Consider the following 24176-nt stretch of genomic DNA (forward strand, 5'->3'; position numbering starts at 1 on the left):
CTCTCTCTTTGTCGTCCTTGTGGGACTCTAGGATCATGAACTCTACCGCGTCGAGCATCGACCCGAGTTGCCGGATCTGCACCATCGGCTCCGGGATGCCCGACGTGATTAGCCGGCCCCGAACCTGCGCCCAGCTCTCCACCAACGCCGACGACAACGCAGCCACCGCCGAGAACGGCTTACCCGTCGCCGCTTCCAGCCATTCGATCAGCAGCTCCGCCGGGGCATCCTCCGGCAGTTCGTATTTACCCCGCGCGTCGAACCAAACCGCATCGTCGTCTGATAGGTGCTCCACGACGATGTCCACTATTTCTAGGTACTGGTCATTCGGGCTCATGCCCGCCAGCTCGTGGATACGTAGAGCGACAGCCGGGCCGGGAGACGAAAACTCCCAGTCCCGGCTGTACGCGCGAACGATCAGCGCCACGGCCTAACGCTTACGCAACTTCGCTTCGCGGGCCTTCTGACGAGCCGCCTTCTCCCGCTCCGCCTTCCGGCGTTCCTGCCGGTTCGCGAACGACTCCCACTCCTGCTCCGAGTCGTTATCCACGACGAGCTCTTCGAGCATGTCCACCATCGCCGCGATGGACTCATAAAAAAACAGGGACGAACCGCGGCGTAGCACCTCGTCACGCCACGCTAGGAAATCCTCCGGGTCGATATGAGTCTGGCAGAAGTCCGACATGATCGCGGTGCGCTGCACATCATTGATCAGGCGCGAAGACACATCCGATGCGAACAGCGTCATCTCGGCCGAGGTGGGGCGGGTCACCAGCAGCGTCCGGCCCAGCATCTTCGACTCCACCTCGACCGTCTCCGGGTCGATGCCGTCAAACGAATCGACGCTCAAATCTCCATGTTCCGCAACCGGGGCATCCGCATCACCGTCGAGCTCCGCGAGCTCGCGTCGAAGCTGCTCCCGACGATCCTCCGCGGACTCCACATCGGCCTTGAACGCCGCTGCCTTATCGTTTGCCATGATTCCTCCATTAGGGGATATGTGTGGTGTGTTTCCACACCAACTTATCACGATTTCCGGAAGGTGAACCCGTTCCGGCTCGCTGCGAGCTCCGCCGATTTCGCGAGCCACGGCTGCGCCTTCGTCCCCGGGTGATGCACCCGCTTCGCGAACCGCACCGTCCCGCCACGCGGCACCCACGCGAGGACGCGTTTATTCCTCGGCTCAATCACATGCGCCCGCGTGCCCTCATGAACGAACATTGCGTACGACGTCTTGTTCTCCACCCCGGCGACGACCTTCGTTCCCTGCACCACAATCGGCGTGGTCTCATTCGCGCCGCGGAGACGACCAGTATCCGTGGGGGTAATCCGGTTCGCGACGAGTTGTGTTTCCGCCTGGGCTTTACGCACCAGCTTGAACACCGGCCCAGCCGCGCCCGCCGTGACCTCCGCTATGCCGGCCCGGTTCGGGGTGAAAACGATACCGCTACTCGGCATCGGACGGGTTCCCATCGTCCACCGCAGCCGGGGCGGTGCGGTCATCCCACATGCGGATTAAATCACGGCGCGGGGTCTGCTCGTGGAAGTCAATCCCCATCTTCGTCAGGAACTCCGCCCACGCCGCCCGGGTCGCGTTCTCCGCCGGGGGCTGCGGAGCGAAATCCTCCACCACAACCACCATGCCATTAGCGATTAGGTTGTCAATATAGGCCGTGCGGGTAACGGTCGTCTCGTCTCCACGCTGCCAGCCCATGACGTTGCGGACCCAGCGGATACGAATGTTGAAACTGTTGCTCATGATTGATCTCCTACATCAACTCGAAAATTATGGACCGGTACACGGCCACGGTGCCACCCTCCGGGCCGTACACCTCAACCGGGTACAACGCCGACGAGCGGACGTGATGCTCCATTTCCAGCTCCTTCGCCGCCCGGCACGTCGCCGCCCACAACCGGTCCTTGTCGTCCTCTTGGATCGCGAACTCCCGCTCCATCGTCTCAATCGACGGGAGGACACCACCATCACCCAACGCTTCGGAACATCGGGCGATGCCGACGGTGAACTCGACGGCGAGCCGCCCACCGCACTGCGGAATCTCCGCGGGCGACGGGAACGTCTCCGTCCGGAACCTAATGCCGGACATGACCCACGCGAGAACGCACGTGTCGAAATTGTCCAACGCGGGGAGACTCACGCCGGGGCGGAGCTCCGTCCCCCCGGACACGCCACCGACCGGTGGGGCCTCGGAATCGTTGAACGCTTTATCCATCCACCGCACCAGCGCGGCGGACACCTGATCGGTCCTCGCCATTATCCGAGCACCTCCGAGTCCTCCGCTAGTGCGTTAGGGTTCACCGACCGTATCCACGAATCAACCTCCGGCAGGCCGGTGAGCCCCTCCCCAATAACCTCCGCCGGGTCGGCCATGTGCACCGACACTCCCTGCCGGGTCACCTGCGTGGCGTATTTGGGGAGTCGGCACCGCCCGGAATCGACACATTGTAGATACCGCTCCGCCGCGAGCCTGCCAACCATGAACCCCGCCGAGGGGGGCGCGGGAATACCCCGCTGGTAGTGAATCGCCGTCGGGCGAGCCCCACGCACCACCACCGCATCCCCCGACACCGCGAACTCACCATCGGACCCGTCCGAAAGCTCCACCCGAGTCACCTCGAACACCGGGCCGGGCAGCACGATCCGCATACACTCCGCTGTGGACACATCCACGTTGAACCACTCGCCCCGCCACAGCGTCGGCTCGCACCGCAAACACTGCTCAACCCCCGGGTGATACACCGCCGGGCACACCCCGAACTGCCGACCCGTCAGCGCCCACAGAATCTCCGTAGCCGTATCCACAGCCAGGCGGGCCACATCCTCTTTACCCTCCGGGATAGGGGGGAAGCACGACATGTCTACCGGCCACTCGCAAAGGTCACTCATACCGGTAATGCTACCAACCACGACACCCCTCCCCGGGTCGGGAAACGAATAAACCCCGCCCCCGGGTAATGATGGTCCTCCGCACCCATACGCCGGATCAATCGCTGCTCACCACAAGACAACGAGATCACAAGGCCACAAGGGGCGACGGTCTCCACACCATCATCAACCAGGAACGGGGCTCATTCGGACAATCCCTCATTCTCGGCGCGATACTGCCCACCAGCCGGGCGGCAAACTCCCCGCCGAGCACCACAGCGGTTGAAAACACCCGACGGTGAAGCAGCATCGCACCACCAGCATACAACCACGAATCCCCCGCCGTGAGTGGACAGCGGGGGAATCATGGGTACGCGCAAGAAAAAATGGTTTCTTGTCACCACCGCAACATCTGGAAGCGGAGGCAGCGACCCTAATCGGTAGGGCCACCACCCACCACTATACCGGATGATTAGGCAGCGGAGAAATACGGGGACGGCACGGTAAGCTCCACCGCGCCCTTCGTCACCTCCGGGGGTGCGATGGTGGTGCGCTGCATCAACAGGTGGGTGCGAGCAGGCACCGGGGCGAGCAGGCGACCCGCGCTACCATCCGCACCCGGCACGACGTTATAGGGACCCTGGCCCCAATGAGCACCGCTGCCGGTGTACGCCGACACGGTAACCTCCGCCGCGTCGGTGCCGTTGATGGTCAGGTCGCCCAGGGTAGCACCACGCACCCAGGGGAGCAGGATGTACCACCACTGACCGCCAGTCTTACCACCCTCAACAGACTTGAAAATGTCGTCGTTTTCCGGCACCTCGCAGTCATCACCGCCGCCAGTACCGGCCCACAGCTCCAGCGCCACGGAACCGGAAGTGTTGCCACCGGTCTGCTGTAGGAAACCCGCGGTGTCGCCGTCAGCGTCGAGAACCGCCGCCTGGTCGGTGAACATCGTCAGCAAGTCCGGCTGAATGCCGCACAACTGGAGGGTGAGGTTGTAGCGCTTGAACTGGTCTTCGGTGCGGTCGGTCGCGCACACGACACCGGACGCGTTCTTCTGCTCGATGTCGTCACCATCGGAGGTTTCGCGCTCCATGCCGAACTCGATGAAGCCGTCGGTGACGATCTGGTTCTTCGGGCCCTTTAGGGGGAGTCCGCAGCGGCCCACGCGGGTCGCGCGCATCCGGAAGCCCTTAATAACCGGGAGTGCTTGGTTGATTGCAGCCATTGTTTAGCCGTCCTTCTTAGTAGTCGTTTTCTTGGCGGACCGAGCCGCCGGTTTATCCTCTTCGAGGACACCAGCCGCCACAGCGGTATCGCGGGTGACGCGGAGCGCCACGCCACGCGATGCGGTGACCGTCTGAACCTCGCCAGCGGCGACGAGCTTCGCCGCTACATCTTGGAAATCCTGCTGCCGACCCATGATGGGCGACACCGTCACCACATCACCGTCAGTCTCGAAAATTACGCCAGCCACCGCTAGCTCCCTTCGTTGATTTTGATAGAAGTACCCAGCCACACCACGGCGAAGGCACGCTCCGCCACGGTGAACCGGAGGTTCGTCGCCGGGGTGAAACTGTTATGAGTTTCGATCTGGTTCCGGTACACCGTCACAGATCCGGTGACGTAGGTGCCGTCCAGGTCAGTCTCATACCCCGCGCCCGCCGCCACGGGGCTCCCCATGATCGTGCGGAGCACACCAGCAGTCGAGATGACCTGCCGGGACTCAATCAGACGGGGAAGGTCCGACGGGCGGACATGCACCGTCGGGGTCAATCCCTCGGCCAGCATCGTCGCTTCGGCCTGCGGGATACTCGACGCGGTGTTCGGCTCCTTTTTCAGCAGCGCGGCGAAATGCCGCTCCACATCAATCGGTTCAACCGCCTTAAGTTTCTCCACCGCCCGGGCGGACAACTCCGCTTCGGAAAGACCCACGGCGGCGCACTCTTCCGCAGCCCACACAGCGTTACCGGGGAACTGCATCAACGTTGCGGAATTACCGCCGTGCTTCGGCCCCTGGCCGGGGTTGCACGGCTCCGGCCATAGACCATGACCGCCGATGGATGGGACGCTGACCTCCACCCCGTGAATGACGGGGCGCTCCACGTCCACGAATTGAGCTACCGCGTACAGGCCAGATCGCGACGGGGTCGGCAGCGGGGCGCGTCCGACGAACTGCATCGGCTTCACAACTGTTGCCATGCCGACACCTCCTTTCTACGATCCGGTTAGGTTACTCTGCGGGGACGGCGGGGTTTGTCGCGTGACGCAGGCCAACCTGGCCGTTGATCGCGACGGGGATGGTCAGCTCGCGGGACTCGTAGCCACGCTGGCCCACGGCGAAACCATCCTCCAGGAACATTTCGGTGCGCTGGTTCTTGGACAGGCCAGTGCTGTCGTAGATAGCGCCGAGGTTCACGACGTTCTGGACGGCGGAGAAGAACGTGCCAGCGGGGTACAGCAGCACCTTCACCTCGGCGGGGTAGCCAGCGGATGCCGGGTCGCCGTTGAGCGGCTGGTAATCATCGACCCACTGGAAGCGCACGCCACGGTCCGCGAAGTGCTGGTCGAGGATCTGGTCAGTCACACGCTCCGGGAGGACATCATCGCGGTACGCCAAATCGGCGCGGAGGATGGATCGCAGCCATGCGGGGGCGACACCCTCCAGGGTGGAGGTGCCCAGGCGGAACTTCTGGCGCAGCGTCTCCGCGTGGAGCTCGATGCTGTTCAGCACCGTGCCCGCGGTGCCCAGGGCAGGCACACCCACGGCGACCTTCTTTGACAGGGCGATGACCTTCGCCAGACGGGCGGCGGATAGGCGGTGGAGGTGACCCTTCGTGGCGTTCTCCAGGAACTTCGCGGTCAGCTCCGGCCAGCCGGTGTTAGCCAGCAGATTCGACGTGACACACGTCCACAGGACATCCATGCGGACTTCCTGCATCTCGGCGCAGGGAATCTCGATGCAGTCCTTGGTCTGGCCGCTGATCGCCTGCGCTTCGGTCATGGTGCCGCGGTTGGTGGCGTACAGCGTCGAGAAGTCCGGCTCCACCGGGTAGCGCAAACCACCGCGGGACAGGCTGATCTCCGGGAGGGAGAACAGGTTCGCCGCAGCCGGGGTGGGCAGGAAATCATAAATGGTCTCGGATGGGGCGCACCATCCAGCAGCCGCGACGAGGGAACCGCCGTCAAGGCGGGACTCGTCGGTGGCGTGGTCAATCGCGGCGACCAGGCTCGCCTCGTCGGATGCGACGAGTTCGGTCGGGAGGTCGCGGCGGATGTGTCCGAAGTGAGATTGGGTCTGCTGGCCGACGGTCGTGGCGCGCAGGGCGCGACCGGACGAAATGCCGTTGAACGCTTCCGCGAAGTCGAGGAAGGTTGCTTCGCCGGACTTGAAGTTCGGCGCGGCGGGGTCGAGGGTGAACGGGGTGGTGGACTTTGCTTCGCCCCGGTAACCGGCGGTGGCTCCGCCGTAGCGTCGCTTCACAGCGAACTCCTTCTCGTCAGTATCGGTGTCGTCGGAATCATCCTCGTTGGTGGACTCGCCCGCGTCGTCATCCTCGGACTCGTCGGAGTCGTCGGAATCATCGGTGCTGTCCTGCTCACCGTCGGCCCCTTCGGACTCTTCGGAATCGTCGGAACCACCCTCGTCGCTATCATCCGCGAACGCGGCAGCAGCGGCGGCGGCGCGGTCCCGGCGACCTCGGATAGCGGCCTGGGCATCCGCCTTAGCGGCCTCGGCCTTAGCAGCACGCGCCTGCGTCACGGCTTCCGCGAGCTTCTCCAACGCGGCGACCTGCTCCTCGGTAGGGTTATCGCCCGCGTCGGCGGTCAGCTTATCGTAGACCGCCTTAGCGGCGGTGATGATCTTGTCAATCTCCGCCGGGTCGGTAGGCATGTTCGCCACGGCCTTGAGAATGTCATCCAGCGTGTTCATCTGGTCTCCTTGTCGGTCTCTCGTCCCTCTACGTCGGGAGTGTACAGGGCGACATGCCCCTCACCTCCCACAGTCTAGCTACGGGCTTCGCCCCTATTCGTGATGATCTCCCCACCGCCGTTCCGCGACGCGAACATCACCGCCTGCGTCTTAGACAGGAATGTTTGCTCCTGCACCTGACCATCCGCGTCGGTTGAGCGGACGGTGTACGTCGCCGGGGTGAAGCTTCCTCCGCTGCCACATGCTCCACAAGCCATTGTTAGTCCTCCTTGCTTTCCATGATGTCCCGCACCGCCTGATAGCGGGCGGGCACGTCCGGCTCCACGTCGAAGCCGATGACGCCCTGCGCGGCCTTGAACCGTTCGCGGAGCCCCGGCGCGTGCGCAAGCTCACCGGGGGAGTTCCCTTCGGCGCGGAGGGCGGCGAACACCTCACGCACCGCATCCATAGCAGCCACGCGGGCGGCATCCACCGGGGACAATTCCTCGACAGCGGGAGCAGCCCACCCGGACGCGCACAACGCCAGGGCTTGACCATCCGCGACGTACTCCCGCCGCACGGGGAAGCCCGGGGTGGACACGGACAAGGCAGCGACGAGCTCCAAGCTGTTGCCGACGCGCCGCCAGTCACCAGATAGGGGTGCGGTCGCGGCTTCGCGGAGCTTCGCGGCGGGCGCGTCCTGATTCACCTCACCAGCGACCCAGATGCCGTGCTCGTCCTCACCGGCGCGGACGAACGCCCAACACGACCCGGTCGTGTCGTAATGCTCCGCAGCGGCACGCACACCAGCGCGCACACCAGCATGACCACCACCCACAGTCAGACGGCCCACCGCCACCGGACCATCATCGGTGAGCACCGTGGACTGGTGGAAATGCGCGTACCCAGCCGCCGAACGGGGCGGGGTCACGCACTTACCGGGCTGACCGACGTGACACGTATCCCACAGCGCGAGGTGCCCGAACACACGCCCTTCCGGGGTGACGGTAATCGGAGTCGGCCCGTCCAGGCCAGGGTCAGCGAACGCCGCCGAATCATATTTCGGCAGGTCCAACACCGCACCAGCCGACGCGACCAGGCCGTCGGTATCCACCTCCGACTCGTCGCCGGTGAGTTGAATACCCACGTTTTCGAACGCGGGCTTCGCCACCAACGTCGCCGCCATGATCGTCGCCGAATGCACCTCCAGCCGAGGACCATCCTCCACCTCAAACGTGTCGGCAAGCATGTCGCACAAATCAACCGACGGGCGGATCACGCCCTTCTCCAGCAGGGCGATGACCTTATCCTCATCCGAGAAGATTGTGCCTTCCGCCGTGAACCCGTCCGGGGTGACCTCGCCCCGGTCGATGGTTCCGACGATACGGGACGAGTCGTGGCCCTCGCTCGTCGTTTCCTGCCACAGCAGTGGAAGGGGAAACTTCCGGAACCGGAACTCACCATCGGTCGTGAAAATACGACCATCACCGGTCGGCTCACCCACCGGGGCGAGACGGCCCTTCCACTCCAGGCCCTTCGCGCCACTAGCTGCCAACGCATCCATATCTAACTCCCTGATCTGTCGCTCTACGTCTCTCATACTATTGATCCGCGTCGCCCACGGTATGTCCGCGCCGATTTCATCCTCGACGTAGGTCGCGGTGCAGCGGCACTGGATCGTGTTCTTCGCCGAGCCGTTAGCCCGGTCGCCGGGGTAGCGCAGCAGCTCCCCACCCACCTCGAACGGCTCGTCCACCGGGCGGGTCTGCCCGTCCGCTTCGGCGTGCGCGACCCGCGTCCGCTCGTCATGAGCCGCCGACCACACTTTCACCATCGGGACACCAGCATCGGCGGTCATCGTCGCGGAAGCGTGAACCGCCGCCGTGCGGGCCTGATGAAGCTCCGTCCGGGCGATCCGCTCCGCCCGGCGCATCCACCCCTCATAGCCCCCTTCGGCATCCCACGATAGGAACTGCCTAACCAGCTCCCGCTGCTCGAAACTCCCGCCCGTCCCAGCCTTCGACAAGATACCCTGCATCGTCTGGAACACCGTGTCCTGCATTCCCACCACGAGGTTCTCGGTCGTGCGCATGTAGTCCGCGAACAGGTGCCGCCACGACGGGGATGCGATGATGAAACTGATCTGCGACGGGTCCACACCCGCGAACGTCGCGGGGAACTCCGCGAGAAGGTCAGCGACCGTCGCCGGGCCGGACACACCCGACGGCCAGGGGATAGCCACGTCCGGGGACACGAACCCCGTGTTCGGCGCGTCCGCCGCCGCCGTGGCGATGAACTCCGCACCCAGCGCGGGCATAACGTTCACCGTCACCTCCCCAGCCCATTCCTCACCGGCTGCGGTGATCATATCCACATCCTCCCGGACCGTGGCGATCCACTCCTTCACAGCAGCGGTGACGATACCGACGAGCTCGTCAGTCCCCCGGTTCGGCTCCGCGCTGAAACGACTACGCGCCACCATGATCACCCCCCGCCGTAACGGCCCGCAGCGGGGCACCAACATTCGAGCTAATCGGACGGTCCAACACGTTCTGCGGGAGGGTGAAACCCAGCACCTCCGCGAGGTAGGGGAACAACGACGGTGCCTTCGTCACCAACCGTTCCGCCAGGGCGCGGCGAGCCACATCCGAGTCCTTGTCGTCCGCGTCGTCCTCGCTGAACCCGAGTTCCCGGCGGAGCGCGGCAGCGGACAACACGCCACGGTCGAACGCATCCAATGCGGCCTGCGATTTATCCTGCTTCTGCGCCAACGCGGACATATCCGCCGCGACCGCGACACTCCCCGCTTCGCCCTCCGGCATGAACGGGCGCAGCACCGACTCGGTGAGACTGTCGCAAATGACCTCCACAAGCGGGCTAATGTGCTGCCGCAGCGCCGACTCGTCCACCAGGCCAGCGTTCCAGTGCGTCGAGTCGCCCATGCCGAGCAGCACCTCCGGGGGCACATCCAACGACAACGCTAGGCGGCGGATCGCCCGCTCCCGCGTGTCCACCGCCTTCGCTTCGATACCGGTGTCCAACGTCAAGTGACGGAACTGCGCCGCGTGCTCCGACGGAACCTTCACCACGATAGGGGTCACAGCGGCGGGCGAGTCCGGGTCGTCCTGCGCCGACTTCATTGTTGTGTAAAGACTCTTCGAGAACGAGGTCGCGTCGTCCTCTTGGGTCGGCATGGCCGGGCGTGGGGGAAGCCCCGGCGCGTCGGCGGCGCGGGGCGGTCGGCGGCGGGGGAGCTCCGCTTCGGCGGGGACAATCAGAATGCCGTTACCCGACACGCGCGACCGAGCAGCAGCCGCGATGATCCGATCCATCGCCCTGATCTCACGAAGCACCGGAAGAGCCGCCCGCACCGACGACCGCGATTCCGTCGGCTCGTTCGGGGACTTGATCCACACTTTGAACAACGACTCGGTGTCGTCGTTGATGATGTGCTTCTTCTCGCCCAGCTTGATCTCCCACTCGCCACGGATCGTTTTCGACACGTGATTCGTGGGGATCACCAACCACTGTTCCTCGCCCGTGTTGTCGTCGGTGATGATCGCGATGTAGAACTCGCCAACGACGGTGAGCAACGTCGCTGCGTGGCGCAGCAGCTCCGCTGTTCCCTCCGCACCGCCGCCGATATCGCGGACGATCTGCCGAGCCAGGCGGTTATCCGACGGGGAGTTGGTACGCCCAGTGTCGGGGTCCACATCCGCGGCGTACAAGCCCACCCGGGCGGCGGATGATCCGATCCACTGACACACCGCCGATAGCTCGCCGACGGTGTTATACATCTCCCAGGCTTCGGCCTGCCACGCGGTCTTTTTCTTATCGTCCTGAAACCCGCTGCTGTTGCTTTGCGGCACTCCGACTTCCATTTTCTTCACCGATGCGGTGAGACTGTTCAGGATGCCCACGGCTTACTCCCCCTTAGCGGTGTAGGCGGTGAACCCGTTGAGCCACGACATACCTGCGGCCATGCCGGGGATGCCCCACCACGCGGTGACGGGCCAGTCGCCGGGGACGGTGAGCCACGCGACGACGGCGAGGATGATCGCGACCCACACGCCGACGCACCAGGGGCAGTGGACGAAGTACGTCACTTGGGACTCGACTCCCCACCGGCGGAGGACGAAGTCTCGGAATGGCTGGAATATCTGGTCAGCCGTGATTAGCCGGGTGATGCGAGCGCCGAGCAGTGCGGCGCACACGATGATGATGACGTGGGCCATAGGGGGTCACTTCCTCTGATGATGGGTGAATGTAGCTCACGCTTAGACTATCAGCACCGGTCAGCCCACCAGTCCGCGTTGAACGTCGGCTAGGCGGCGGCGGAGTCGCCTATTCTCCGCACGGAGCTCGTCGGTGGTGGCGAGGATGTCCTGCAGCACCTCGAAGCCTTCCTCGTCCATGATCTTGCCGATCCGCCCCCGGTCGGCGGAGGTGAGCCGAGCATCCTCGGTCAGTGGTTTGCCACGGTTCATCCACGCGGCGGCGACGATACGCTTCGCCGTGGGGGACAGATCCGTGAACCGCATCTGCTCCCACAAGCCGATCGTGTAATGCGCCATGATCTCTCCCTACCTACCACTCGCCGGGGAAGGCAATGCTCGTGGTGACACCGATTGTTTTCTGGATGTGTTCGTACCCATTGACCATCGCATCTACCCGGTCGGGTGATGCCTGGCCTTGTTGCCATGTCCGCATCTGGTTCTCCAACACGCGGTGCTCGCCGAGCATCCGCAGCCTGCCGGTTTGCGATGCCTGCCGGGCACCAGCCGCGCGGGCGGTCTTATCGCCCCTGGCTCGCCACGGAACCAGCCGGAACGGCATCCTATCCTCCACAGGCACCAAATCGAGAATGCCCAATGTTTCCTGCATCGCGCCGAGCCCATCGCCGCCACGCCCCTCGTCATGCCATAGTTGAGCAGCCGCGACGGTATCCCCGCCGGTCTGGCGGAGCAGTTCCGCCTGCCGGTGAATATCATGCCACGCGTTCTCCAGCACCGCCCGGTAAGTCGCCTCCGCCGTGAACGCCTCGTACACGATGTCGCCCGCCCCGGTGCTGATCGCGAGCGACACCGCTTCCTTCGACCACGTCGCCGAGGTCATCGGGGCCGAGTGGTCTTCCTCCACGATTACGTTGCCGTAGTCGTCCCAGCCCATGATTAGGATGCCCGCTTCGTCGCCCGTGCCGGAGTCCGAGGGGTCTACCGACACCACACGCCCGATGATGTCCGACGACTGGCAGCGGTGCTTGTTCAGATCCTCGGCCGCGAACAAACCTCCGGTGGTGGGGGTCGGCACGCCCTGATATAGGGCTGTCCACACGCGCTCGCCGACGCTCCGCCGGATCGTCTCGAAGTCCCTGCGGGAACGACCACGCGCCGACACCAACGCTTCGCCCGGTTGTCTACCGAGCGCATCGGGCACACCTTCCTCCGCCACCGCGGGAATGTTCACCACCCGCCATAGACGGTTCTCCGGAGTCTGTCTTAAATCATGTTGGATCAACCGCCCGGCGAGGTCGTCCTCATGCCAGCGGGTGTTATGGCTCACGAGCCCGTTGGCGATGAAGTTCTCCGTCCGGTCGATCTGCACATCGAACACGTCCTCCACCCCGCAGGGGGTGATGGACTCCACCTCGTCAGGAGTGACGTTGTAGGTAGTCAGCGGACCGTCGGAGGACGTCTGGTGACTTCCCGTACCCGACGGCGAGGTTGCAGTCGTTGCAGAGCAGGCCACGGACTCGACCGGTCTCGTGGTCGTGGTCGATGCACAGCTTCCCGTCCCAGTGGGCGCGAGTGTTCCCGGGCGTAGGGTACTCGCCGCAGACCGCGCACCGTCCCCCTTGCTGTTGCAGGAGTGCGTTGTACTCGTCGGCAGTGATTCCGTATCGGTGCTTGACTCGGGCGGCTCTACGGGATTCCGGGTTGGCAGACGGGGGCCGGTGTCCGTCTGCCCACCGTTTCCGGTTGTAGTGGGACATGCACATGCCCTTGCATTTCGCGGGCTTGTCACACCCTTCTGCGGAGCAGGTGACTCCTCGCCACTTTCCCCAGTAGCCCTCCGGATGATGTCGCCCGGCTTCAGGTCTCTTAGTCTCGTCCATGTTTCGTTGCCGTCCTTCACGGTCAGGAAGGGGTGCCGTGCGTTTGCGCGGACTTCTACACCCGATTTCATTCTAATCCGGTAGATGGAATCAGGGCCATTGTTTCGCCAGTTTTTCACCGTGGAGGTAGTCAACCGTCCCCCCTCATACGTCGCCACCTCATCACCCGGTCGAATATCCCGCAGTGGTCGCTCGCTCCCGTCCGCCATGAGGACGGGAGTGTCCCCCGTCATGCACATGATCAGGATCACAGCAGCGCCGGGGGCGAGACGAGTCTGCGCCACCGAAGTCCACCACTCCCAGACTTTCTCCCGCTCGCGGGCGGAGTCGGCCTGTTGCTGGTTCTTGAACGGGTCGTCAATCAGCAACACATCAGCCGCCCTACCCGTCAGGGAACCGGACACGCCGGATGCGTACACGCCGCCCTGCGCCCCGAGGACCGACCACGATGTCGCCTGCCGGTGGTTCGGGTTCAGCGCCAGGCCAAGGCGGTCAGGCATCGCCGCGCCCGACAGTGGATCAATAGCCCCCGAACCGTACTGGGCGATGATCTCACGCGAAGCCATGGCGTTACGACGAGCCAGCGAAGCCGCATACGATGCCACGACGATACGGGAATCGGGGTTCCGCATCAGCGCCCAGATGGGTGTCCAGATTGCCACGCGGGTTGATTTGCCTTCCTGCGGCGGCATGGTGATGATCAGCCGACCACCATCGCGGAGGGCTTTAGCGATTTCCTTGTCGATCAGCTCCAGGGCCGGGGTCTGTCGCATCTTCCGGTCCACGCTCATAGCCAACTCGCCGGGCGTGCGGAACCTCATGCGGTTGTTCTTGTTCCGCAGGGCGGTGACGGCGCGGCGCATCGCCATGATCCGCGCTTCTCCACTTAGCCGGTCGAATGCTCCGAGAATCTCCGACCGGGTTGGCTCTCGAACCACCGTTACACCTCCGACTCCGACTCCGTGTCGTGTTCCTCATCCTCCCGCGCGGCCCGGCGGAAGTCCTCCAGGAACTCCTCGACCAACTGATCAGCCAACGCCTCTTCCTCCTTGCTGACCGTGATTTCATGCTGCTGCGGCATGTCCAGCCCCATCATGCGACACCGACGCTCCGAGATGCGGATAGCGGTATTAATCGCGGGCACATCGCCCTTGTTGATGTCGGCCTGGAGTTTCAACTCGTAGTGGTCTAGCTTCCGGCCCTCGATGACACGCAGCTGCGCCGCCTCGTGCTTCGGTGTCTCTTTAAGGTAGGTGTCAATCTTGCCCCACACAGTCCGAGCGGTCAGGCCGAACTCACGACCGATCGCCTCATAGGACGCGCCCATTCGGCGTAGGCGGAGCATCTCTTCGATTTCCTGCAGCCGTTCTTCCTCGGTCATGCCGACGCGCGGGCCGGGGCGTTTCTTAGCCACGGCGACCACCGCCCACGTGCGCCGCCCAGAACGCATCCACATCCGCGCTGTCCCGCACTCCCCACTCGTTGAACGTCATGGTGTCGGAGCACTCGTCGCGGACTCCGCGGAGGGTCATACACCCATAATCGGCGGTGATTGCGCACGCGACCCACAGCGGGTTCAGCCGATCGGCGATAGCGTCCACGACTTGCGCGGTGATGTTCTCTTGGACTTGGAGCCGACGCGCGTACCCGTCCACCAGTCGGTTGATCTTCGACAGGCCGACGACCCGCTCGCCGGGGCGGGGCCGGTACGCGACCGTCGCCGTGCCGGTGATGGGCAACAGGTGGTGGGCACAGGTTGATTGCATGCGGATGTTCCGAACCACCACCAGCCCCGGGTTCTGGGGGGCGGTGAATGTCGTGGCGAGGTGATCCGCCGGGTTCTCCGTGTACCCGCCGAGCACATCCGCCCATGCTTTCGCCACGCGGTGCGGTGTGTTGTCGGTGTGGTCGCCCTCGTCAATGTTGAAGGCTGCGAGCAGCCCACTGATCGCGGACTCTGCCGCCATGATCTGATCCTCGGTGTAACTGTGCATAATCTAGTGTCCTTTGCTGTCGCCCCACGCGAGGGCGTGGAGTCGGTGCGAAACGTTGATTCCCTGCTCGGCTGCTGCGTCGCATATCGCGGTGAACCGGCGGGCCAGCAGCTCCGGGGTCGCGCCCTCCGGCATGACCCACACATCCCCACGGTCGCAGCCGTGCTCTAACGACAGATCAACCGCCCGCGTAACAGCTTCGGGAACGTCCTCGTCCCGGCCCACGTCGATAACCCACTTGAAGCAGAACGGGGTCTCCCACGTATCCCACTGCCCGAGGGTGGGGTTATGGTGCTGGTTCCGCATCGGAGCGCCGAGCTTCGGGGACACGGTGATGTGGTCAAACAATGGGGCGAGCTCATGGGGAACAATCGTGCCGTTCGTCTCCACATGCACCTCGCACCCGTGATTCTTCAACCGGACGAGCAGCGCCCTAAACCCGGCGCGGCGTGCGTGCATCAGCGGCTCCCCACCGGTGAGCACCACCATCGCTCCGTGGGGGATCTGCGCAACCACATCGTCCACCATCACCCGGGGAACGGTTGAAAGCGGGATGCCGTGCTGCCCCGTCGAATACGGGGTGTCGCACCACGAGCAGGATAGGTTGCAGCCGCCCAGGCGGATGAAGTGGCACGTCCGCCCGGCGTGCGGTCCCTCGCCTTGAATTGTCGGGCCGAACACTTCCGACACGGGTAGGCGCTCCACATTCGCTTCGGGATGCTGGTCGAGCCAGTCGAGCATTGCGGTCATGTAGTCGTAGTCCATCACAGCGTTCCCTTCGGTCGGTACGTCGCTCACGTCTTCGGAGTCTCCGACCACGACACCGCTATGGCGGGGAGCCCCATGTTCCGCGCGGTCTCGTACAGCAACCGGGTCATGTTCTCCGCTGTTGGGTTGAAGCCCACCCGGTCGTTCAGGTGCTGGTGGTCGAACTTCTCGTCCAACCACGCGCCGAAGCCCGCGAGAGCACGGTAGTCCAGGACGAAGCCAACGTCGTCCAACTCGTCGCCCAGGGTTTCCAACAAGGCCAGCAGCTCCTCGTTATCGTACGAGCCAATGTCTGCCGTGCGGTTATCCGCCAGGACGATCCGCGTTGCCTGATCCTCGTCCACGTCCACGACGTAGCAGTCCAACTCCGCGAAGTCCGACACCCCCTCTTCCGCCAAATCACGCGCCGCCATTAACGTGTGATTCCCAGCCAACACCTCCATCGGACGGCCCGTATGCGTCCCCCGGTTCACAACGATGGGTCGGAACTGCCCATTGACGCGCAGGGAGTCGGCGGTCGCTTGGACGTCGCCGCGGCGTGGGTTCTTGTGGTGGGTGTGGAGTTGGTTGGTGGGGATGGTTTGTGTGTGTCCGAGTTTTGTCATGGTTTGATGTTATCTTAATTTTTTGTTGTTTTGGTTTGTTGTTTTTTTGGGTGGGTATGGGTGAACCCCCGCGAGGTTTTGCCGAACCTTGTCGCGGGGGTTCTTGGTGATGGACTTGGTATCTCTCTGATGTGCCCCTTTATGGTGGGTCCTTGCGTTGCAGCGCGTTGGTGGACTCACCTGTGTGTGATTGTAGCAGGTGTGGTTGTGGTGTCTCTTCTGGTTGTCCGACGAGGCGGCGGACGATGCGGGCGGTAGGGTCTGATTGCTGCGCGATCTCGACTCCGTCACGAGCGCTGTCGAGACTCTGGCACCACATCGTCAATCGGCATCCGTTTGGATGGTCGATGTGGTTGCACTGTAAGTTTTCTCGATCGATGCCGTACTCCCACTGCATTCCGGCGATTTGCTCGGCCATGACCGGGGCGGCTGCGACTAGGGGTGCGATGTCTTCGTCGTAGACGATGGCGGGGCCTGCGTACCAGGCATCCTCGTAGTCATCCCATGGGTCGAAGACGGGCACTTGGCCGATTTCCCACGGGCGGGGGTAGTCGTCGCAGCTGAGGGTCTTTGCTTGGTCTGGCGTGATGGTCATTCTGTTTCCTGTTCTTCCATGCGGTTGAGGGCGAGGGCGAGGAAGGCGCGCCCCAAGTCTGCGAGGCGTTCCGGGGTGCTGTCTGTGTACAACTCGGCGACGATGTTTTGGTCTGCTTGTGGGGTTTCGGCGATCCAGCCGGATACGGCTGCGGCCTTGTGGAGGTCGGCTGTGGACACGGGGTGGCCCTCGACGATGTCGTGGAGGATGCGGGAGGTGTGGGCGATGATGTTGAGCCAGTCGGTGTTGGCGGTCATTTGAGGTCTTTCAGTAGGTCGTTGGGGACGCAGCCGCTTAGGCCGTGTGGGTTCTCTTCGGCGTACACCTCGGTTTGCCCTGGCGGGCATTGCAGTGTATCTGTCGTGTATGCCAGGCATCCGCCGAAGCTTCCTAGTATTAGAGCCCCGGCTATGGCGGCGGTGATGGTGATGCGTAGGATGCGGGATCGGCGCTCGTCCCAGGTCGCTGCGGTTCCGATTGCGATTCCCGCTCCGATGCCGATGAGCGTGCCGTAAATTGCGAAGCTCATTCGACTACCTCCGGTTTGGATACGAGTCTGCGGACGATGCGGTATTCTGCCCAATCTGGCGGTGGCGCTATCCGTCGCGCTTCTTCTTCGCTGTTGAACCAGCCGACCTCGAATGTGTGCGCTGGCGTGTTGAATGGCGGCTCCGGTCGCCTACGGTTGCCCCATCCGGTGTAGTGTTTCCAGGCTCCGTTGAGGTGGGCTTGCGGGGCGTACTCCCACTGCATCCCGGCGATAGTGCGGTAGGCGCGGCGCTCGATTCGGTTAGCGTCCGGTTTCTGTTCCAGGCGTGCGCGTGCCTGTTTGGGTGTGATGGTCATGATTGATCCTTTGCGAGGTTGTAGATGTGCCCGGCTGGGCGGGGTACGAGCTGCGCAGCGCCGCGCTGCTCGAGGATCGTGATGGGCGACTGTAGTCGGGCGTAGACGCGCCACCCACGGTCGCCGTGGTGGTGGGCAAGGTCCTTGAATGCTTCGGCGGCTTCGTATGTGGATTTGGGGATGGTTACCCGGCTGCGTTCTGGTTGACCACCCCGGGTGCGGGGCAACCACAGCTCGGCGCGGTACGCGGGCATGAGGTCGCCGTCCGGGGCGATGGGGCCATCTACTGGCTCCCATGGGGTCACTTGGCGGGACATGAGCGCCGTGAGCCGATCGGACGGTCCGCCTACGATGTCGGCGTAGATTTCGCGGGCTTCCTGCTCGTCTGTGTACCAATGCCAGTACTCCGGCGACTGCCACTGGAGGTTCCCGTCCTGGTCGACACCAAGCGCCGTCGTGGCTCGATACTCGGTGTAGATAGTCACTCGATTTCCTCCCAGTCGCTCACCCAGCGGCGGACTCGGGTGCCGGGCGGGAAGGCGACTTTCTCAATGCCCTCGAAATAGACTCGACTACGCCCGTCGGCGGTGTATTCCTCCGGGTCGGCCACCACGGGCGTGCCGTCCGGGGTCCAAGCACGGGGCAGATCGAAACGGGGGGTTACTGCTGTTGCGGGCACGCCTTCTAGCAATTCGCCGTCTACGGGGTCAAGCAGCACCACCAGTGTCTGCTTGTATTGCTCGGAGTAATAGGCACTAACCACGATCCAGGCTTCTATGGATAAGTCGCACCACATACCCCGGCATTGTTCGAGCTCTTCGGATGTCATGTCCGCAAGCGTGCGGGGTTGTTTGTCGGTCATTGGTTGTTCTCCTTGTCTGTCCACTTTTCGGCGAGTGTGGGGATAATGTCTTCGTGGTCTTGCATGTGGAGGTCGCATAGGGTAAGCGCGGCTTCGATGTAGGGTCGGCGGCGGGTGATTTCGTCGCCTTCGGCTTCTGGCCAGCCTTGGTCCTTTGCGATGAGGTCGCGTAGTTGGTCGGGGGTGCCGTTCCAGCAGCCGAGGGTTATTCGCCAGCCTTCGGGGGTGGGGGTGAGGTGGAGGGTGCCGCTGGGTAGGTGGTTGATTTCTAGTCCGCCCCATCTAGCGTAGTGCAGGTTAGCGCCGTACAGGTCAGCGCCGTACAGGTTAGCGCCGCTCAGGTCAGCGCCGTACAGGTCAGCGCCGCGCAGGTCAGCGCCGTACAGGTCAGCGTAGTACAGGCTAGCGCCGCGCAGGTTAGCGCCGCGCAGGCTAGCGTAGTGCAGGTCAGCGCCGTACAGGTCAGCGCCGCGCAGGTCAGCGCCGCGCAGGTCAGCGTAGTGCAGGTCAGCGCCGCGCAGGTCCGGGAGCTTATTGTCCTCTCGTGCGCTTTTCACAATGTCAAGCACTTCTTCACGATTCATTTCTGGTTCCTCTCCTGGTGGTGAGCAGTAGCAAGTAGGGCGAGGGCGATGGTCTTTACCGAGCTGGGAGTGATGTCTATTTGTTCTATTTCCCGTGGGCCGTAGAAGGTCCCGCCGTATTCGGTGCTCGTGACGATGACCTCTTCGACCTTGCGCTGTGGTCGGTACGGCGGGAGTGTGATGGTGATGGTGCGGGCGATTTCGTCGGCGTGGTGAATGGCTTGGGCGTGGGTGCGGAAGTTGGTGGCGGTGCCGTCTGGTTCGTGGACGGTCCAGCGGCCGAAGCCTCCTCGGCGGATTGTGGGTCTCATGAGAAATCTTTCAGGGTTATCCAGGATGTGAGAGCCATCCCAGCGGAAAACATGGTTAGTAAGTTGAGGTCATCGTGGAGGTCGGCACCGCTGCATACTGTCTCGGCGATGATCGCCAAGGCAATGGTGAACACGAGGTGCACCGCGAACCTGGAGCGGTACCGCACGCGGAGTTTGCGAGGGTCGAGGTACGTCACTTTCCACACCTGGCCTTCACGGCGCGGGCGATGACGTTCGCGAGCATCGCGGTGGCGAGCTCGGCGGATGCTGTGTGAGTCTTGGTCCCGGGCTGTGCCTTCACGGCGATAATCGCCGCCGTAGTAGCGATGGTGATGTAGGTGGCCATTCGGTGTCGGTTGATGCTCATTGCTTGTCTTCCTGTTCTGGTTGGTGATTCATGATTCGGATGTACGTGCGCTCCTGGATGGACTTCACCCGCCCGGTAAGGTATGTACGGACCCGGCTCCCGTCCCACCCGAGATGCCGCGCCGCTTCGGCCATGCTGCCGTAGTGTGCGACGAGTTCTCGGAGCTTCGCGAGCAGCTGGTCATCCACCGGGATGCGGGTCTTGTCGATGTTTCCCGGGTTGTCGTCGCCCAGGGGCGGGCGGTCGCGGTGCTCGTTGGGGTCGTCGATGTTGTCCCACTCCATCGGGAGCGCCCAGCCCTGTCTCGCGACGCGGTAGTGCGGTTTCTTCACCGGGAGGGACGATAGACGGCTGTAGGTGTCGCGCAGGCTGATCGCCGTGCGTCGCTGGACCGTGGGCCACCTCTCATGCTGGATGTGGAGGATCGTGGGGAGCGATAGGCCGCTGTCGGTGGCGATGTCGCTGACCGTCCACCCGGCGGCGCGGAGGGCGCGGATACGCCGGGCGAGCTGCCACGTGCTGATCTTCTGAATGGACCGGCTCGGCGGGGTTCCCAGGACCGCGTTGTGTGTGCGCTGCTGGATCGCCGTGGTGTTCTCGTTGAGGATGCGGTCCACGGTCTCGGTGGATAGACCGGATGCGGTCGCGACTCCCGTCCGGGTCGAGCCGGTCTGTAGTAGCCAGTTGATATGGTTGCAGGCCATGACGGGCGAGACTTTGTGGTGAACCGCGCCGTGGAGGTAGGCGTGCTTCTTGCAGTACCCGACTTCGCGTAGGGCGTGGTTCGGGCACTTGGGTGATGCGCAAATGTCGGCATGGGGCGGCTGTTCGGGAGTGGCCTTCTTGGCTTCCATAATCACTGCTCCTTCCATTTGGACACTGTTGTTTCGAGATCATCCGCGTACGACAGGTGGTGTGCTGCGGCGAGCTGGTGAATACCCTCAACCGCGGCAGTTTTCGCCGGTTCCTCCTTGAACGTCAGTTCCGCGAACTCGTCCAGTGTGAGGTGCTTCCCGAGCGCGTCTACCACCAGACCGCGGCCCGTCGGCATCAGGTACACCGTGCCCAGGGGCGTGTTGGAAAGCACCGAGCCGCACCACGACAGTCCGGACAGGTTCGAGTCCGTGAGGTTCGTCATCGTGAAGTTCGCATACGTCGCGCTGGAGTTGCGGAAGTTGCACTTGATAAATCCTGCTTTTTTGAGGTTCGCGAGGGTCATGGTCGCGCCGTACAGCTCGCAGTCGAAGAACATGGTGTTCTCCAGATTCGTGTTGATGAACACGGTGGTTTGGAGGGTGCAGCCCTCAAACTGACTTCCGGTGAAGTCCGCGCGGAGCGCGTCGAGCCCCCGGAAGTAGCAGTCCTTGAAATCGTTCTCGCGCATCTCCGCGTCGGTGGCTCCGAGGAACTCGAATCGGCATTCGGTGAAGGCGGTGCGGGTGAACCCGCCGTCGGCTAGGTCGTTTCCGTAGAAGGTGCAGTCGACAAACTCGCCGCCGGTGATGGTGATGTCTCCGAGGTTCACGTCGGTGATGGTGTAGCCCTGGAGGGTGAAGGTCCCATCGGTGAGCCGTGCTTTCTTGATTGCTTGGTTGAATTGAACAAGCCCGTCGATGACTTGTTTCATGGTGGTGCCTTTCTGTGGGTGGCCCGCCCCGGATGGGGCTTTGGGTTAGTGGATGATGATTTCTTCGCCGGTTGCGGTGTCGAAGAACGCATCGTCGATTTCTGGGTCGAGCTTCAACTCGGCCATGCGGTCGTTGATGGTCCAATCGGTGCCGTCGGCGTTGGTGATGTCGAGGATGGTTCCGAGTACGGTGTAGGTATTCACCCCGTTCTTCTCAACGATGGTTCCGCGTTCTGGGTTGTTTGGGTCGGTGCTCCACTTGATTTGTGCTTTGGTGCCGTGGAGTCGGCGGGCGATGGTCCAGGGGGTGTGTCCTCGGTAGGTTCCGGTCTTGGTAACCATGGTGATCATTGTGGGCTGTCCTTTCTGTGGTGGTGGTTAAGGTGTTTCCTTAACCTGTAACTATAGTATATACCATCTAGTCATGTCGTACAAGTTATTTTGCAACTTTTTTTAAAAAACTTTGACATTTTTTCGCGACCATCAAACACGCAGGTCACGCACACAATTATGCAAACACCTCCCGACCGAACAGCAGCATTTGCAGCACATCATCCGCCTGCGCCGAGTCCGAACACATCCCATACAGACCCTCGTAGTCCCGGTCAGTCAACCGCTGGTTAAACTCGTCCACGAACCGCCCCTCACCCGGCAGACTAATCTCGTTGAGCCGCTCAAATAGCCGCTCGAAAGTCACCACGACAGTCCGGTCCACAAGCTCGAACCGCACCGTGTTCTCGTCCTCCATTGTCACCAGCTCCCACCACGACCAGTAGACCCCGGTGGAAATCAGCGACTCCAGCAGTAGGCGGGCATACACGTCACCCAGCATGTCGATGGTCCCGACCGCCATTCCATCGGCGATATGCTCGGCGTGCCACCGAACCAGCTCGTCCTCGTCGCGCTTATCGCTCGTCATCGTCGCGAGGGTCGTTATATAGGGCAGTTTCGGCAGTTTCATTGTGATCAGTCCTTCCTAGAACTTGTTGGTCTTCCTGTATTGCATCTTCTCGATCGTGGACAAGCGGCTCCACATCCATTCGCGGGCGGGGCGCTGCGTCTTGTCCGTCTCCGGGTGCGCGAGCATGATGTGTCGGAGCTCGACGGCGCACTGCGGCCACCGCTCGAATGGCGCGTGGCACAACTCGCTCAACACATCCACCATGCGGCTCCGCAGCACGCCAGGGTCATCTGGCGGGTTCATCAGGACGGTGCGGAGCTCGTCGCGGGCGCGGGACTCCGCGGGGTGCGGGCTAGTCATCCTCGCCCCCATTCCGCTCGTCCTCTGCCCGGTGGTGCGCGATAGCCGCGACCAGGATCGCCAGCAGCTCCGGGCCAGCGACGTGGAACTCGTCCTCCGCTTCCTTGATCGCCCAGCTAACCGTCTCCGCGAGCATCGCCAGCAACTCGCTCGGGCTCGTGGTGGTCCAGTGGATAGACCCAGTAGACTCGTCTGCGGACATATCCAGGTGATAGGTCATGACCAGCGACGGGCCAACGTTCGCGGCCATAGCGCGCTCGCGGTCGTTGCGTACCCACTGGCCGTTCAGCATCTCGCCCACGATGATCGTCGCGAGGTCCTTCGCCGGGGCGTTCTTGTTCTCGTCGCGTCCGATGATCTCCGCGATGATGTCGCGAAGCTCGTTCGCGCGGGGAGCGGGTTTGGTGGTGATTTTCTTGCTCATGGTGGTATGTCCTCCCTCTCTTAGTTCATCCACAGTGGGCTGAACCAGTGGAACAGCAACCAGCCGAACGTGCCGCCGATGATGATTAGGGCGATGAACACGACCCAGTCCATGATGGTGACGGGTTCGTCGTAGTAGTCGTCTATCAGTTCGTAGTCGTAGCTGCTGGTGTGTCGATCTTCTGCGCGGTGCTTACCGGCCATGATGTTTTCCTTTCTGGAGTCCCGCCCCGGGGGGGCGGGGATGAATGGGGGGTTAGTCGTCTTGCATGATGGACTCGAACATGCGGGCGATGGTTTTGACCATTTGCACGTTATTGAGGTGTGTGTCGATGTCCTGGAGTGGGGTGTCGAGGATGTGGAACTCGATGGTCTTGGTGAAGTTCTTGACGGTCATCTCGATTCGTGTGTTGTCGATGTTCCGGCACGCGATGCGCCACATGACCGGCGGTTCGCCTGGTTCCATGTAGTCGGGGTCTAGCTCTTCGCGAATGAGGACGTAGCCGTAGGTTTCGAATGTTGCGACGTTGTCGAACTTGTCGATCTCGATGGTCATGGTGTGCTTCTTACTGTGTTCCCGCCCCGGGGGGCGGGGTGAGTGGAGGGGTTAGTTGGTGGCGATGATCTGCTGGAAGGCTTCGGCGATCTGCTTCACGTTTTGCAGTTCTTCGATCAGCTTGTCCATGTCCTCGACCTTTGCGGTGGTGCTGGCTGCTGCGTAGCGCAGTTCGTTGGTTGCGAGGTCGATGTGGAGGGTGCAGTTGGTGTTGAAGTTGCTGGTTACCCGCCATTCGACGCTGCCGTTGTCGTAGGTGTTCTTGGTGAGGGTGTGGTCTCCGGCGGTCCAGTTGGTCTGGTTCTCGGTGGTGGTCTTTTCGATGATGATGGTGCTCATTGTTTCTGCCTTTCTGGTGGTTGGTTACGGGCCTTTCCCTTAACCTGTAACTATAGTATAGGTGATATGGTGGTGTAAGTCAAGTAAAAAACGAAAAACACTTAAACTTTTTTCCGAACCGCC

The 24176-nt window shown here is 62.8% G+C and carries 38 protein-coding genes; all 38 read right to left on the reverse strand.

The window, feature by feature from the left end; all coding sequences use genetic code 11:
* Positions 1–427, reverse strand: a 427-nt coding sequence (locus tag ACTNBY_RS07030; protein WP_441063939.1) for a DUF7240 domain-containing protein, incomplete at its 3' end; no start/stop codon positions are given.
* Positions 428–430: 3 nt separating this feature from the next.
* A complete protein-coding gene (locus ACTNBY_RS07035; protein ID WP_441031778.1) occupies positions 431–979 on the reverse strand; it encodes a hypothetical protein in 549 nt (182 codons plus the stop codon).
* Positions 980–1026: 47 nt separating this feature from the next.
* A complete protein-coding gene (locus ACTNBY_RS07040) occupies positions 1027–1458 on the reverse strand; it encodes a hypothetical protein (RefSeq protein ID WP_441032707.1) in 432 nt (143 codons plus the stop codon).
* A complete protein-coding gene (locus tag ACTNBY_RS07045) occupies positions 1448–1759 on the reverse strand; it encodes a hypothetical protein (RefSeq protein ID WP_441031775.1) in 312 nt (103 codons plus the stop codon). Before ACTNBY_RS07045 ends, ACTNBY_RS07040 begins: the two co-directional genes overlap by 11 nt.
* Before the next feature lie 10 nt (positions 1760–1769).
* A complete protein-coding gene (locus ACTNBY_RS07050; protein WP_441031773.1) occupies positions 1770–2273 on the reverse strand; it encodes a hypothetical protein in 504 nt (167 codons plus the stop codon).
* Positions 2273–2926, reverse strand: a complete 654-nt coding sequence (locus ACTNBY_RS07055; protein ID WP_441052903.1) for a hypothetical protein — start codon at positions 2924–2926, stop codon at positions 2273–2275. Before ACTNBY_RS07055 ends, ACTNBY_RS07050 begins: the two co-directional genes overlap by 1 nt.
* Before the next feature lie 430 nt (positions 2927–3356).
* Positions 3357–4115: a hypothetical protein gene (locus ACTNBY_RS07060; protein ID WP_441031769.1), complete on the reverse strand. Its 759-nt coding sequence runs from the start codon at positions 4113–4115 to the stop codon at positions 3357–3359.
* Between the two features lie 3 nt (positions 4116–4118).
* On the reverse strand, positions 4119–4364 hold the full coding sequence (locus ACTNBY_RS07065) for a hypothetical protein (RefSeq protein WP_343095443.1): 246 nt from the start codon (positions 4362–4364) through the stop codon (positions 4119–4121).
* Positions 4365–4366: 2 nt separating this feature from the next.
* A complete protein-coding gene (locus tag ACTNBY_RS07070) occupies positions 4367–5089 on the reverse strand; it encodes a hypothetical protein (protein ID WP_441031767.1) in 723 nt (240 codons plus the stop codon).
* Positions 5090–5120: 31 nt separating this feature from the next.
* Complete coding sequence (locus ACTNBY_RS07075; RefSeq protein ID WP_441031765.1) at positions 5121–6821, reverse strand: major capsid protein; 1701 nt, start codon at positions 6819–6821, stop codon at positions 5121–5123.
* Between the two features lie 74 nt (positions 6822–6895).
* Positions 6896–7078 (reverse strand): hypothetical protein, encoded by a 183-nt coding sequence (locus tag ACTNBY_RS07080; protein WP_441032713.1) that lies wholly within the window; start codon positions 7076–7078, stop codon positions 6896–6898.
* Positions 7079–7080: 2 nt separating this feature from the next.
* Positions 7081–9282: a phage head morphogenesis protein gene (locus ACTNBY_RS07085; protein WP_441063942.1), complete on the reverse strand. Its 2202-nt coding sequence runs from the start codon at positions 9280–9282 to the stop codon at positions 7081–7083.
* Positions 9269–10720 carry a hypothetical protein gene (locus ACTNBY_RS07090; protein ID WP_441031761.1) on the reverse strand — a complete coding sequence of 484 codons (1452 nt, stop codon included), beginning with the start codon at positions 10718–10720 and terminating at the stop codon, positions 9269–9271. Before ACTNBY_RS07090 ends, ACTNBY_RS07085 begins: the two co-directional genes overlap by 14 nt.
* 3 nt (positions 10721–10723) lie before the next feature.
* Positions 10724–11035, reverse strand: coding sequence for a hypothetical protein (locus ACTNBY_RS07095; protein WP_343095454.1), 312 nt, complete (start codon positions 11033–11035; stop codon positions 10724–10726).
* Positions 11036–11095: 60 nt separating this feature from the next.
* Entirely contained in the window at positions 11096–11374 is a 279-nt protein-coding gene (locus ACTNBY_RS07100; RefSeq protein ID WP_417935921.1) for a hypothetical protein, read from the reverse strand.
* Between the two features lie 13 nt (positions 11375–11387).
* Positions 11388–13784, reverse strand: a complete 2397-nt coding sequence (locus ACTNBY_RS07105; protein ID WP_441031759.1) for a terminase large subunit domain-containing protein — start codon at positions 13782–13784, stop codon at positions 11388–11390.
* A 71-nt stretch (positions 13785–13855) separates the two neighbouring features.
* Complete coding sequence (locus tag ACTNBY_RS07110; protein WP_441031757.1) at positions 13856–14329, reverse strand: hypothetical protein; 474 nt, start codon at positions 14327–14329, stop codon at positions 13856–13858.
* Positions 14322–14909, reverse strand: coding sequence for a GTP cyclohydrolase I (gene folE, locus ACTNBY_RS07115; protein ID WP_441031755.1), 588 nt, complete (start codon positions 14907–14909; stop codon positions 14322–14324). Before folE ends, ACTNBY_RS07110 begins: the two co-directional genes overlap by 8 nt.
* Before the next feature lie 3 nt (positions 14910–14912).
* Positions 14913–15674: a 7-carboxy-7-deazaguanine synthase QueE gene (locus ACTNBY_RS07120; RefSeq protein WP_441031753.1), complete on the reverse strand. Its 762-nt coding sequence runs from the start codon at positions 15672–15674 to the stop codon at positions 14913–14915.
* Positions 15675–15703: 29 nt separating this feature from the next.
* A complete protein-coding gene (locus tag ACTNBY_RS07125; protein WP_441031751.1) occupies positions 15704–16282 on the reverse strand; it encodes a 6-carboxytetrahydropterin synthase in 579 nt (192 codons plus the stop codon).
* 139 nt (positions 16283–16421) lie between these two features.
* Positions 16422–16877 carry a hypothetical protein gene (locus ACTNBY_RS07130; RefSeq protein ID WP_441031750.1) on the reverse strand — a complete coding sequence of 152 codons (456 nt, stop codon included), beginning with the start codon at positions 16875–16877 and terminating at the stop codon, positions 16422–16424.
* Positions 16874–17134 carry a hypothetical protein gene (locus ACTNBY_RS07135; protein WP_441031748.1) on the reverse strand — a complete coding sequence of 87 codons (261 nt, stop codon included), beginning with the start codon at positions 17132–17134 and terminating at the stop codon, positions 16874–16876. The genes ACTNBY_RS07130 and ACTNBY_RS07135 overlap by 4 nt, the downstream gene beginning before the upstream one ends.
* Positions 17131–17406: a hypothetical protein gene (locus tag ACTNBY_RS07140; protein WP_343095450.1), complete on the reverse strand. Its 276-nt coding sequence runs from the start codon at positions 17404–17406 to the stop codon at positions 17131–17133. Before ACTNBY_RS07140 ends, ACTNBY_RS07135 begins: the two co-directional genes overlap by 4 nt.
* Positions 17403–17723, reverse strand: coding sequence for a hypothetical protein (locus ACTNBY_RS07145; protein ID WP_435546304.1), 321 nt, complete (start codon positions 17721–17723; stop codon positions 17403–17405). Before ACTNBY_RS07145 ends, ACTNBY_RS07140 begins: the two co-directional genes overlap by 4 nt.
* Positions 17720–18208, reverse strand: a complete 489-nt coding sequence (locus ACTNBY_RS07150) for a hypothetical protein (RefSeq protein ID WP_441031747.1) — start codon at positions 18206–18208, stop codon at positions 17720–17722. The genes ACTNBY_RS07145 and ACTNBY_RS07150 overlap by 4 nt, the downstream gene beginning before the upstream one ends.
* Entirely contained in the window at positions 18205–18585 is a 381-nt protein-coding gene (locus ACTNBY_RS07155; RefSeq protein WP_441031745.1) for a hypothetical protein, read from the reverse strand. Before ACTNBY_RS07155 ends, ACTNBY_RS07150 begins: the two co-directional genes overlap by 4 nt.
* Positions 18582–19169, reverse strand: coding sequence for a pentapeptide repeat-containing protein (locus ACTNBY_RS07160; protein WP_441031743.1), 588 nt, complete (start codon positions 19167–19169; stop codon positions 18582–18584). The genes ACTNBY_RS07155 and ACTNBY_RS07160 overlap by 4 nt, the downstream gene beginning before the upstream one ends.
* A complete protein-coding gene (locus tag ACTNBY_RS07165) occupies positions 19166–19480 on the reverse strand; it encodes a hypothetical protein (RefSeq protein WP_441031741.1) in 315 nt (104 codons plus the stop codon). The genes ACTNBY_RS07160 and ACTNBY_RS07165 overlap by 4 nt, the downstream gene beginning before the upstream one ends.
* Before the next feature lie 193 nt (positions 19481–19673).
* Positions 19674–19847: a hypothetical protein gene (locus tag ACTNBY_RS07170; RefSeq protein ID WP_441032671.1), complete on the reverse strand. Its 174-nt coding sequence runs from the start codon at positions 19845–19847 to the stop codon at positions 19674–19676.
* Positions 19844–20701, reverse strand: coding sequence for a helix-turn-helix domain-containing protein (locus ACTNBY_RS07175; protein WP_441031738.1), 858 nt, complete (start codon positions 20699–20701; stop codon positions 19844–19846). Before ACTNBY_RS07175 ends, ACTNBY_RS07170 begins: the two co-directional genes overlap by 4 nt.
* Before the next feature lie 2 nt (positions 20702–20703).
* Complete coding sequence (locus tag ACTNBY_RS07180; RefSeq protein WP_441031736.1) at positions 20704–21474, reverse strand: pentapeptide repeat-containing protein; 771 nt, start codon at positions 21472–21474, stop codon at positions 20704–20706.
* 45 nt (positions 21475–21519) lie between these two features.
* Entirely contained in the window at positions 21520–21825 is a 306-nt protein-coding gene (locus tag ACTNBY_RS07185) for a hypothetical protein (protein WP_343100140.1), read from the reverse strand.
* A gap of 157 nt (positions 21826–21982) precedes the next feature.
* Positions 21983–22435, reverse strand: a complete 453-nt coding sequence (locus ACTNBY_RS07190; RefSeq protein ID WP_441032675.1) for a hypothetical protein — start codon at positions 22433–22435, stop codon at positions 21983–21985.
* 15 nt (positions 22436–22450) lie between these two features.
* Positions 22451–22735: a hypothetical protein gene (locus ACTNBY_RS07195; protein ID WP_435546638.1), complete on the reverse strand. Its 285-nt coding sequence runs from the start codon at positions 22733–22735 to the stop codon at positions 22451–22453.
* On the reverse strand, positions 22728–23159 hold the full coding sequence (locus ACTNBY_RS07200) for a hypothetical protein (protein ID WP_441031733.1): 432 nt from the start codon (positions 23157–23159) through the stop codon (positions 22728–22730). The genes ACTNBY_RS07195 and ACTNBY_RS07200 overlap by 8 nt, the downstream gene beginning before the upstream one ends.
* Positions 23160–23179: 20 nt before the next feature.
* Positions 23180–23362, reverse strand: coding sequence for a hypothetical protein (locus tag ACTNBY_RS07205; protein WP_428280620.1), 183 nt, complete (start codon positions 23360–23362; stop codon positions 23180–23182).
* Positions 23363–23414: 52 nt separating this feature from the next.
* Positions 23415–23714 carry a hypothetical protein gene (locus ACTNBY_RS07210; protein WP_441031730.1) on the reverse strand — a complete coding sequence of 100 codons (300 nt, stop codon included), beginning with the start codon at positions 23712–23714 and terminating at the stop codon, positions 23415–23417.
* A 51-nt stretch (positions 23715–23765) separates the two neighbouring features.
* Positions 23766–24053 carry a hypothetical protein gene (locus ACTNBY_RS07215; protein ID WP_343095466.1) on the reverse strand — a complete coding sequence of 96 codons (288 nt, stop codon included), beginning with the start codon at positions 24051–24053 and terminating at the stop codon, positions 23766–23768.
* Positions 24054–24176 lie beyond the last annotated feature (123 nt).

Source organism: Collinsella sp. HCP28S3_E12, from assembly GCF_052065595.1.
In the GTDB taxonomy this organism is placed as follows: Bacteria; Actinomycetota; Coriobacteriia; order Coriobacteriales; family Coriobacteriaceae; genus Collinsella.

Excerpts from the sequence above, each read along its gene's own strand:
- ACTNBY_RS07035 (WP_441031778.1), bottom strand. The coding sequence starts at position 979 with ATGGCAAACGATAAGGCAGCGGCGTTCAAGGCCGATGTGGAGTCCGCG.
- ACTNBY_RS07040 (WP_441032707.1), bottom strand. The coding sequence starts at position 1,458 with ATGCCGAGTAGCGGTATCGTTTTCACCCCGAACCGGGCCGGCATAGCG.
- ACTNBY_RS07045 (WP_441031775.1), bottom strand. The coding sequence starts at position 1,759 with ATGAGCAACAGTTTCAACATTCGTATCCGCTGGGTCCGCAACGTCATG.
- ACTNBY_RS07050 (WP_441031773.1), bottom strand. The coding sequence starts at position 2,273 with ATGGCGAGGACCGATCAGGTGTCCGCCGCGCTGGTGCGGTGGATGGAT.
- ACTNBY_RS07060 (WP_441031769.1), bottom strand. The coding sequence starts at position 4,115 with ATGGCTGCAATCAACCAAGCACTCCCGGTTATTAAGGGCTTCCGGATG.
- ACTNBY_RS07070 (WP_441031767.1), bottom strand. The coding sequence starts at position 5,089 with ATGGCAACAGTTGTGAAGCCGATGCAGTTCGTCGGACGCGCCCCGCTG.
- ACTNBY_RS07075 (WP_441031765.1), bottom strand. The coding sequence starts at position 6,821 with ATGAACACGCTGGATGACATTCTCAAGGCCGTGGCGAACATGCCTACC.
- ACTNBY_RS07080 (WP_441032713.1), bottom strand. The coding sequence starts at position 7,078 with ATGGCTTGTGGAGCATGTGGCAGCGGAGGAAGCTTCACCCCGGCGACG.
- ACTNBY_RS07085 (WP_441063942.1), bottom strand. The coding sequence starts at position 9,282 with ATGGTGGCGCGTAGTCGTTTCAGCGCGGAGCCGAACCGGGGGACTGAC.
- ACTNBY_RS07095 (WP_343095454.1), bottom strand. The coding sequence starts at position 11,035 with ATGGCCCACGTCATCATCATCGTGTGCGCCGCACTGCTCGGCGCTCGC.
- ACTNBY_RS07100 (WP_417935921.1), bottom strand. The coding sequence starts at position 11,374 with ATGGCGCATTACACGATCGGCTTGTGGGAGCAGATGCGGTTCACGGAT.
- ACTNBY_RS07105 (WP_441031759.1), bottom strand. The coding sequence starts at position 13,784 with ATGGCGATGCGCCGCGCCGTCACCGCCCTGCGGAACAAGAACAACCGC.
- folE (WP_441031755.1), bottom strand. The coding sequence starts at position 14,909 with ATGCACAGTTACACCGAGGATCAGATCATGGCGGCAGAGTCCGCGATC.
- ACTNBY_RS07120 (WP_441031753.1), bottom strand. The coding sequence starts at position 15,674 with ATGGACTACGACTACATGACCGCAATGCTCGACTGGCTCGACCAGCAT.
- ACTNBY_RS07125 (WP_441031751.1), bottom strand. The coding sequence starts at position 16,282 with ATGACAAAACTCGGACACACACAAACCATCCCCACCAACCAACTCCAC.
- ACTNBY_RS07130 (WP_441031750.1), bottom strand. The coding sequence starts at position 16,877 with ATGACCATCACGCCAGACCAAGCAAAGACCCTCAGCTGCGACGACTAC.
- ACTNBY_RS07135 (WP_441031748.1), bottom strand. The coding sequence starts at position 17,134 with ATGACCGCCAACACCGACTGGCTCAACATCATCGCCCACACCTCCCGC.
- ACTNBY_RS07140 (WP_343095450.1), bottom strand. The coding sequence starts at position 17,406 with ATGAGCTTCGCAATTTACGGCACGCTCATCGGCATCGGAGCGGGAATC.
- ACTNBY_RS07145 (WP_435546304.1), bottom strand. The coding sequence starts at position 17,723 with ATGACCATCACACCCAAACAGGCACGCGCACGCCTGGAACAGAAACCG.
- ACTNBY_RS07155 (WP_441031745.1), bottom strand. The coding sequence starts at position 18,585 with ATGACCGACAAACAACCCCGCACGCTTGCGGACATGACATCCGAAGAG.
- ACTNBY_RS07160 (WP_441031743.1), bottom strand. The coding sequence starts at position 19,169 with ATGAATCGTGAAGAAGTGCTTGACATTGTGAAAAGCGCACGAGAGGAC.
- ACTNBY_RS07165 (WP_441031741.1), bottom strand. The coding sequence starts at position 19,480 with ATGAGACCCACAATCCGCCGAGGAGGCTTCGGCCGCTGGACCGTCCAC.
- ACTNBY_RS07170 (WP_441032671.1), bottom strand. The coding sequence starts at position 19,847 with ATGAGCATCAACCGACACCGAATGGCCACCTACATCACCATCGCTACT.
- ACTNBY_RS07175 (WP_441031738.1), bottom strand. The coding sequence starts at position 20,701 with ATGGAAGCCAAGAAGGCCACTCCCGAACAGCCGCCCCATGCCGACATT.
- ACTNBY_RS07180 (WP_441031736.1), bottom strand. The coding sequence starts at position 21,474 with ATGAAACAAGTCATCGACGGGCTTGTTCAATTCAACCAAGCAATCAAG.
- ACTNBY_RS07185 (WP_343100140.1), bottom strand. The coding sequence starts at position 21,825 with ATGATCACCATGGTTACCAAGACCGGAACCTACCGAGGACACACCCCC.
- ACTNBY_RS07190 (WP_441032675.1), bottom strand. The coding sequence starts at position 22,435 with ATGAAACTGCCGAAACTGCCCTATATAACGACCCTCGCGACGATGACG.
- ACTNBY_RS07195 (WP_435546638.1), bottom strand. The coding sequence starts at position 22,735 with ATGACTAGCCCGCACCCCGCGGAGTCCCGCGCCCGCGACGAGCTCCGC.
- ACTNBY_RS07200 (WP_441031733.1), bottom strand. The coding sequence starts at position 23,159 with ATGAGCAAGAAAATCACCACCAAACCCGCTCCCCGCGCGAACGAGCTT.
- ACTNBY_RS07205 (WP_428280620.1), bottom strand. The coding sequence starts at position 23,362 with ATGGCCGGTAAGCACCGCGCAGAAGATCGACACACCAGCAGCTACGAC.
- ACTNBY_RS07210 (WP_441031730.1), bottom strand. The coding sequence starts at position 23,714 with ATGACCATCGAGATCGACAAGTTCGACAACGTCGCAACATTCGAAACC.
- ACTNBY_RS07215 (WP_343095466.1), bottom strand. The coding sequence starts at position 24,053 with ATGAGCACCATCATCATCGAAAAGACCACCACCGAGAACCAGACCAAC.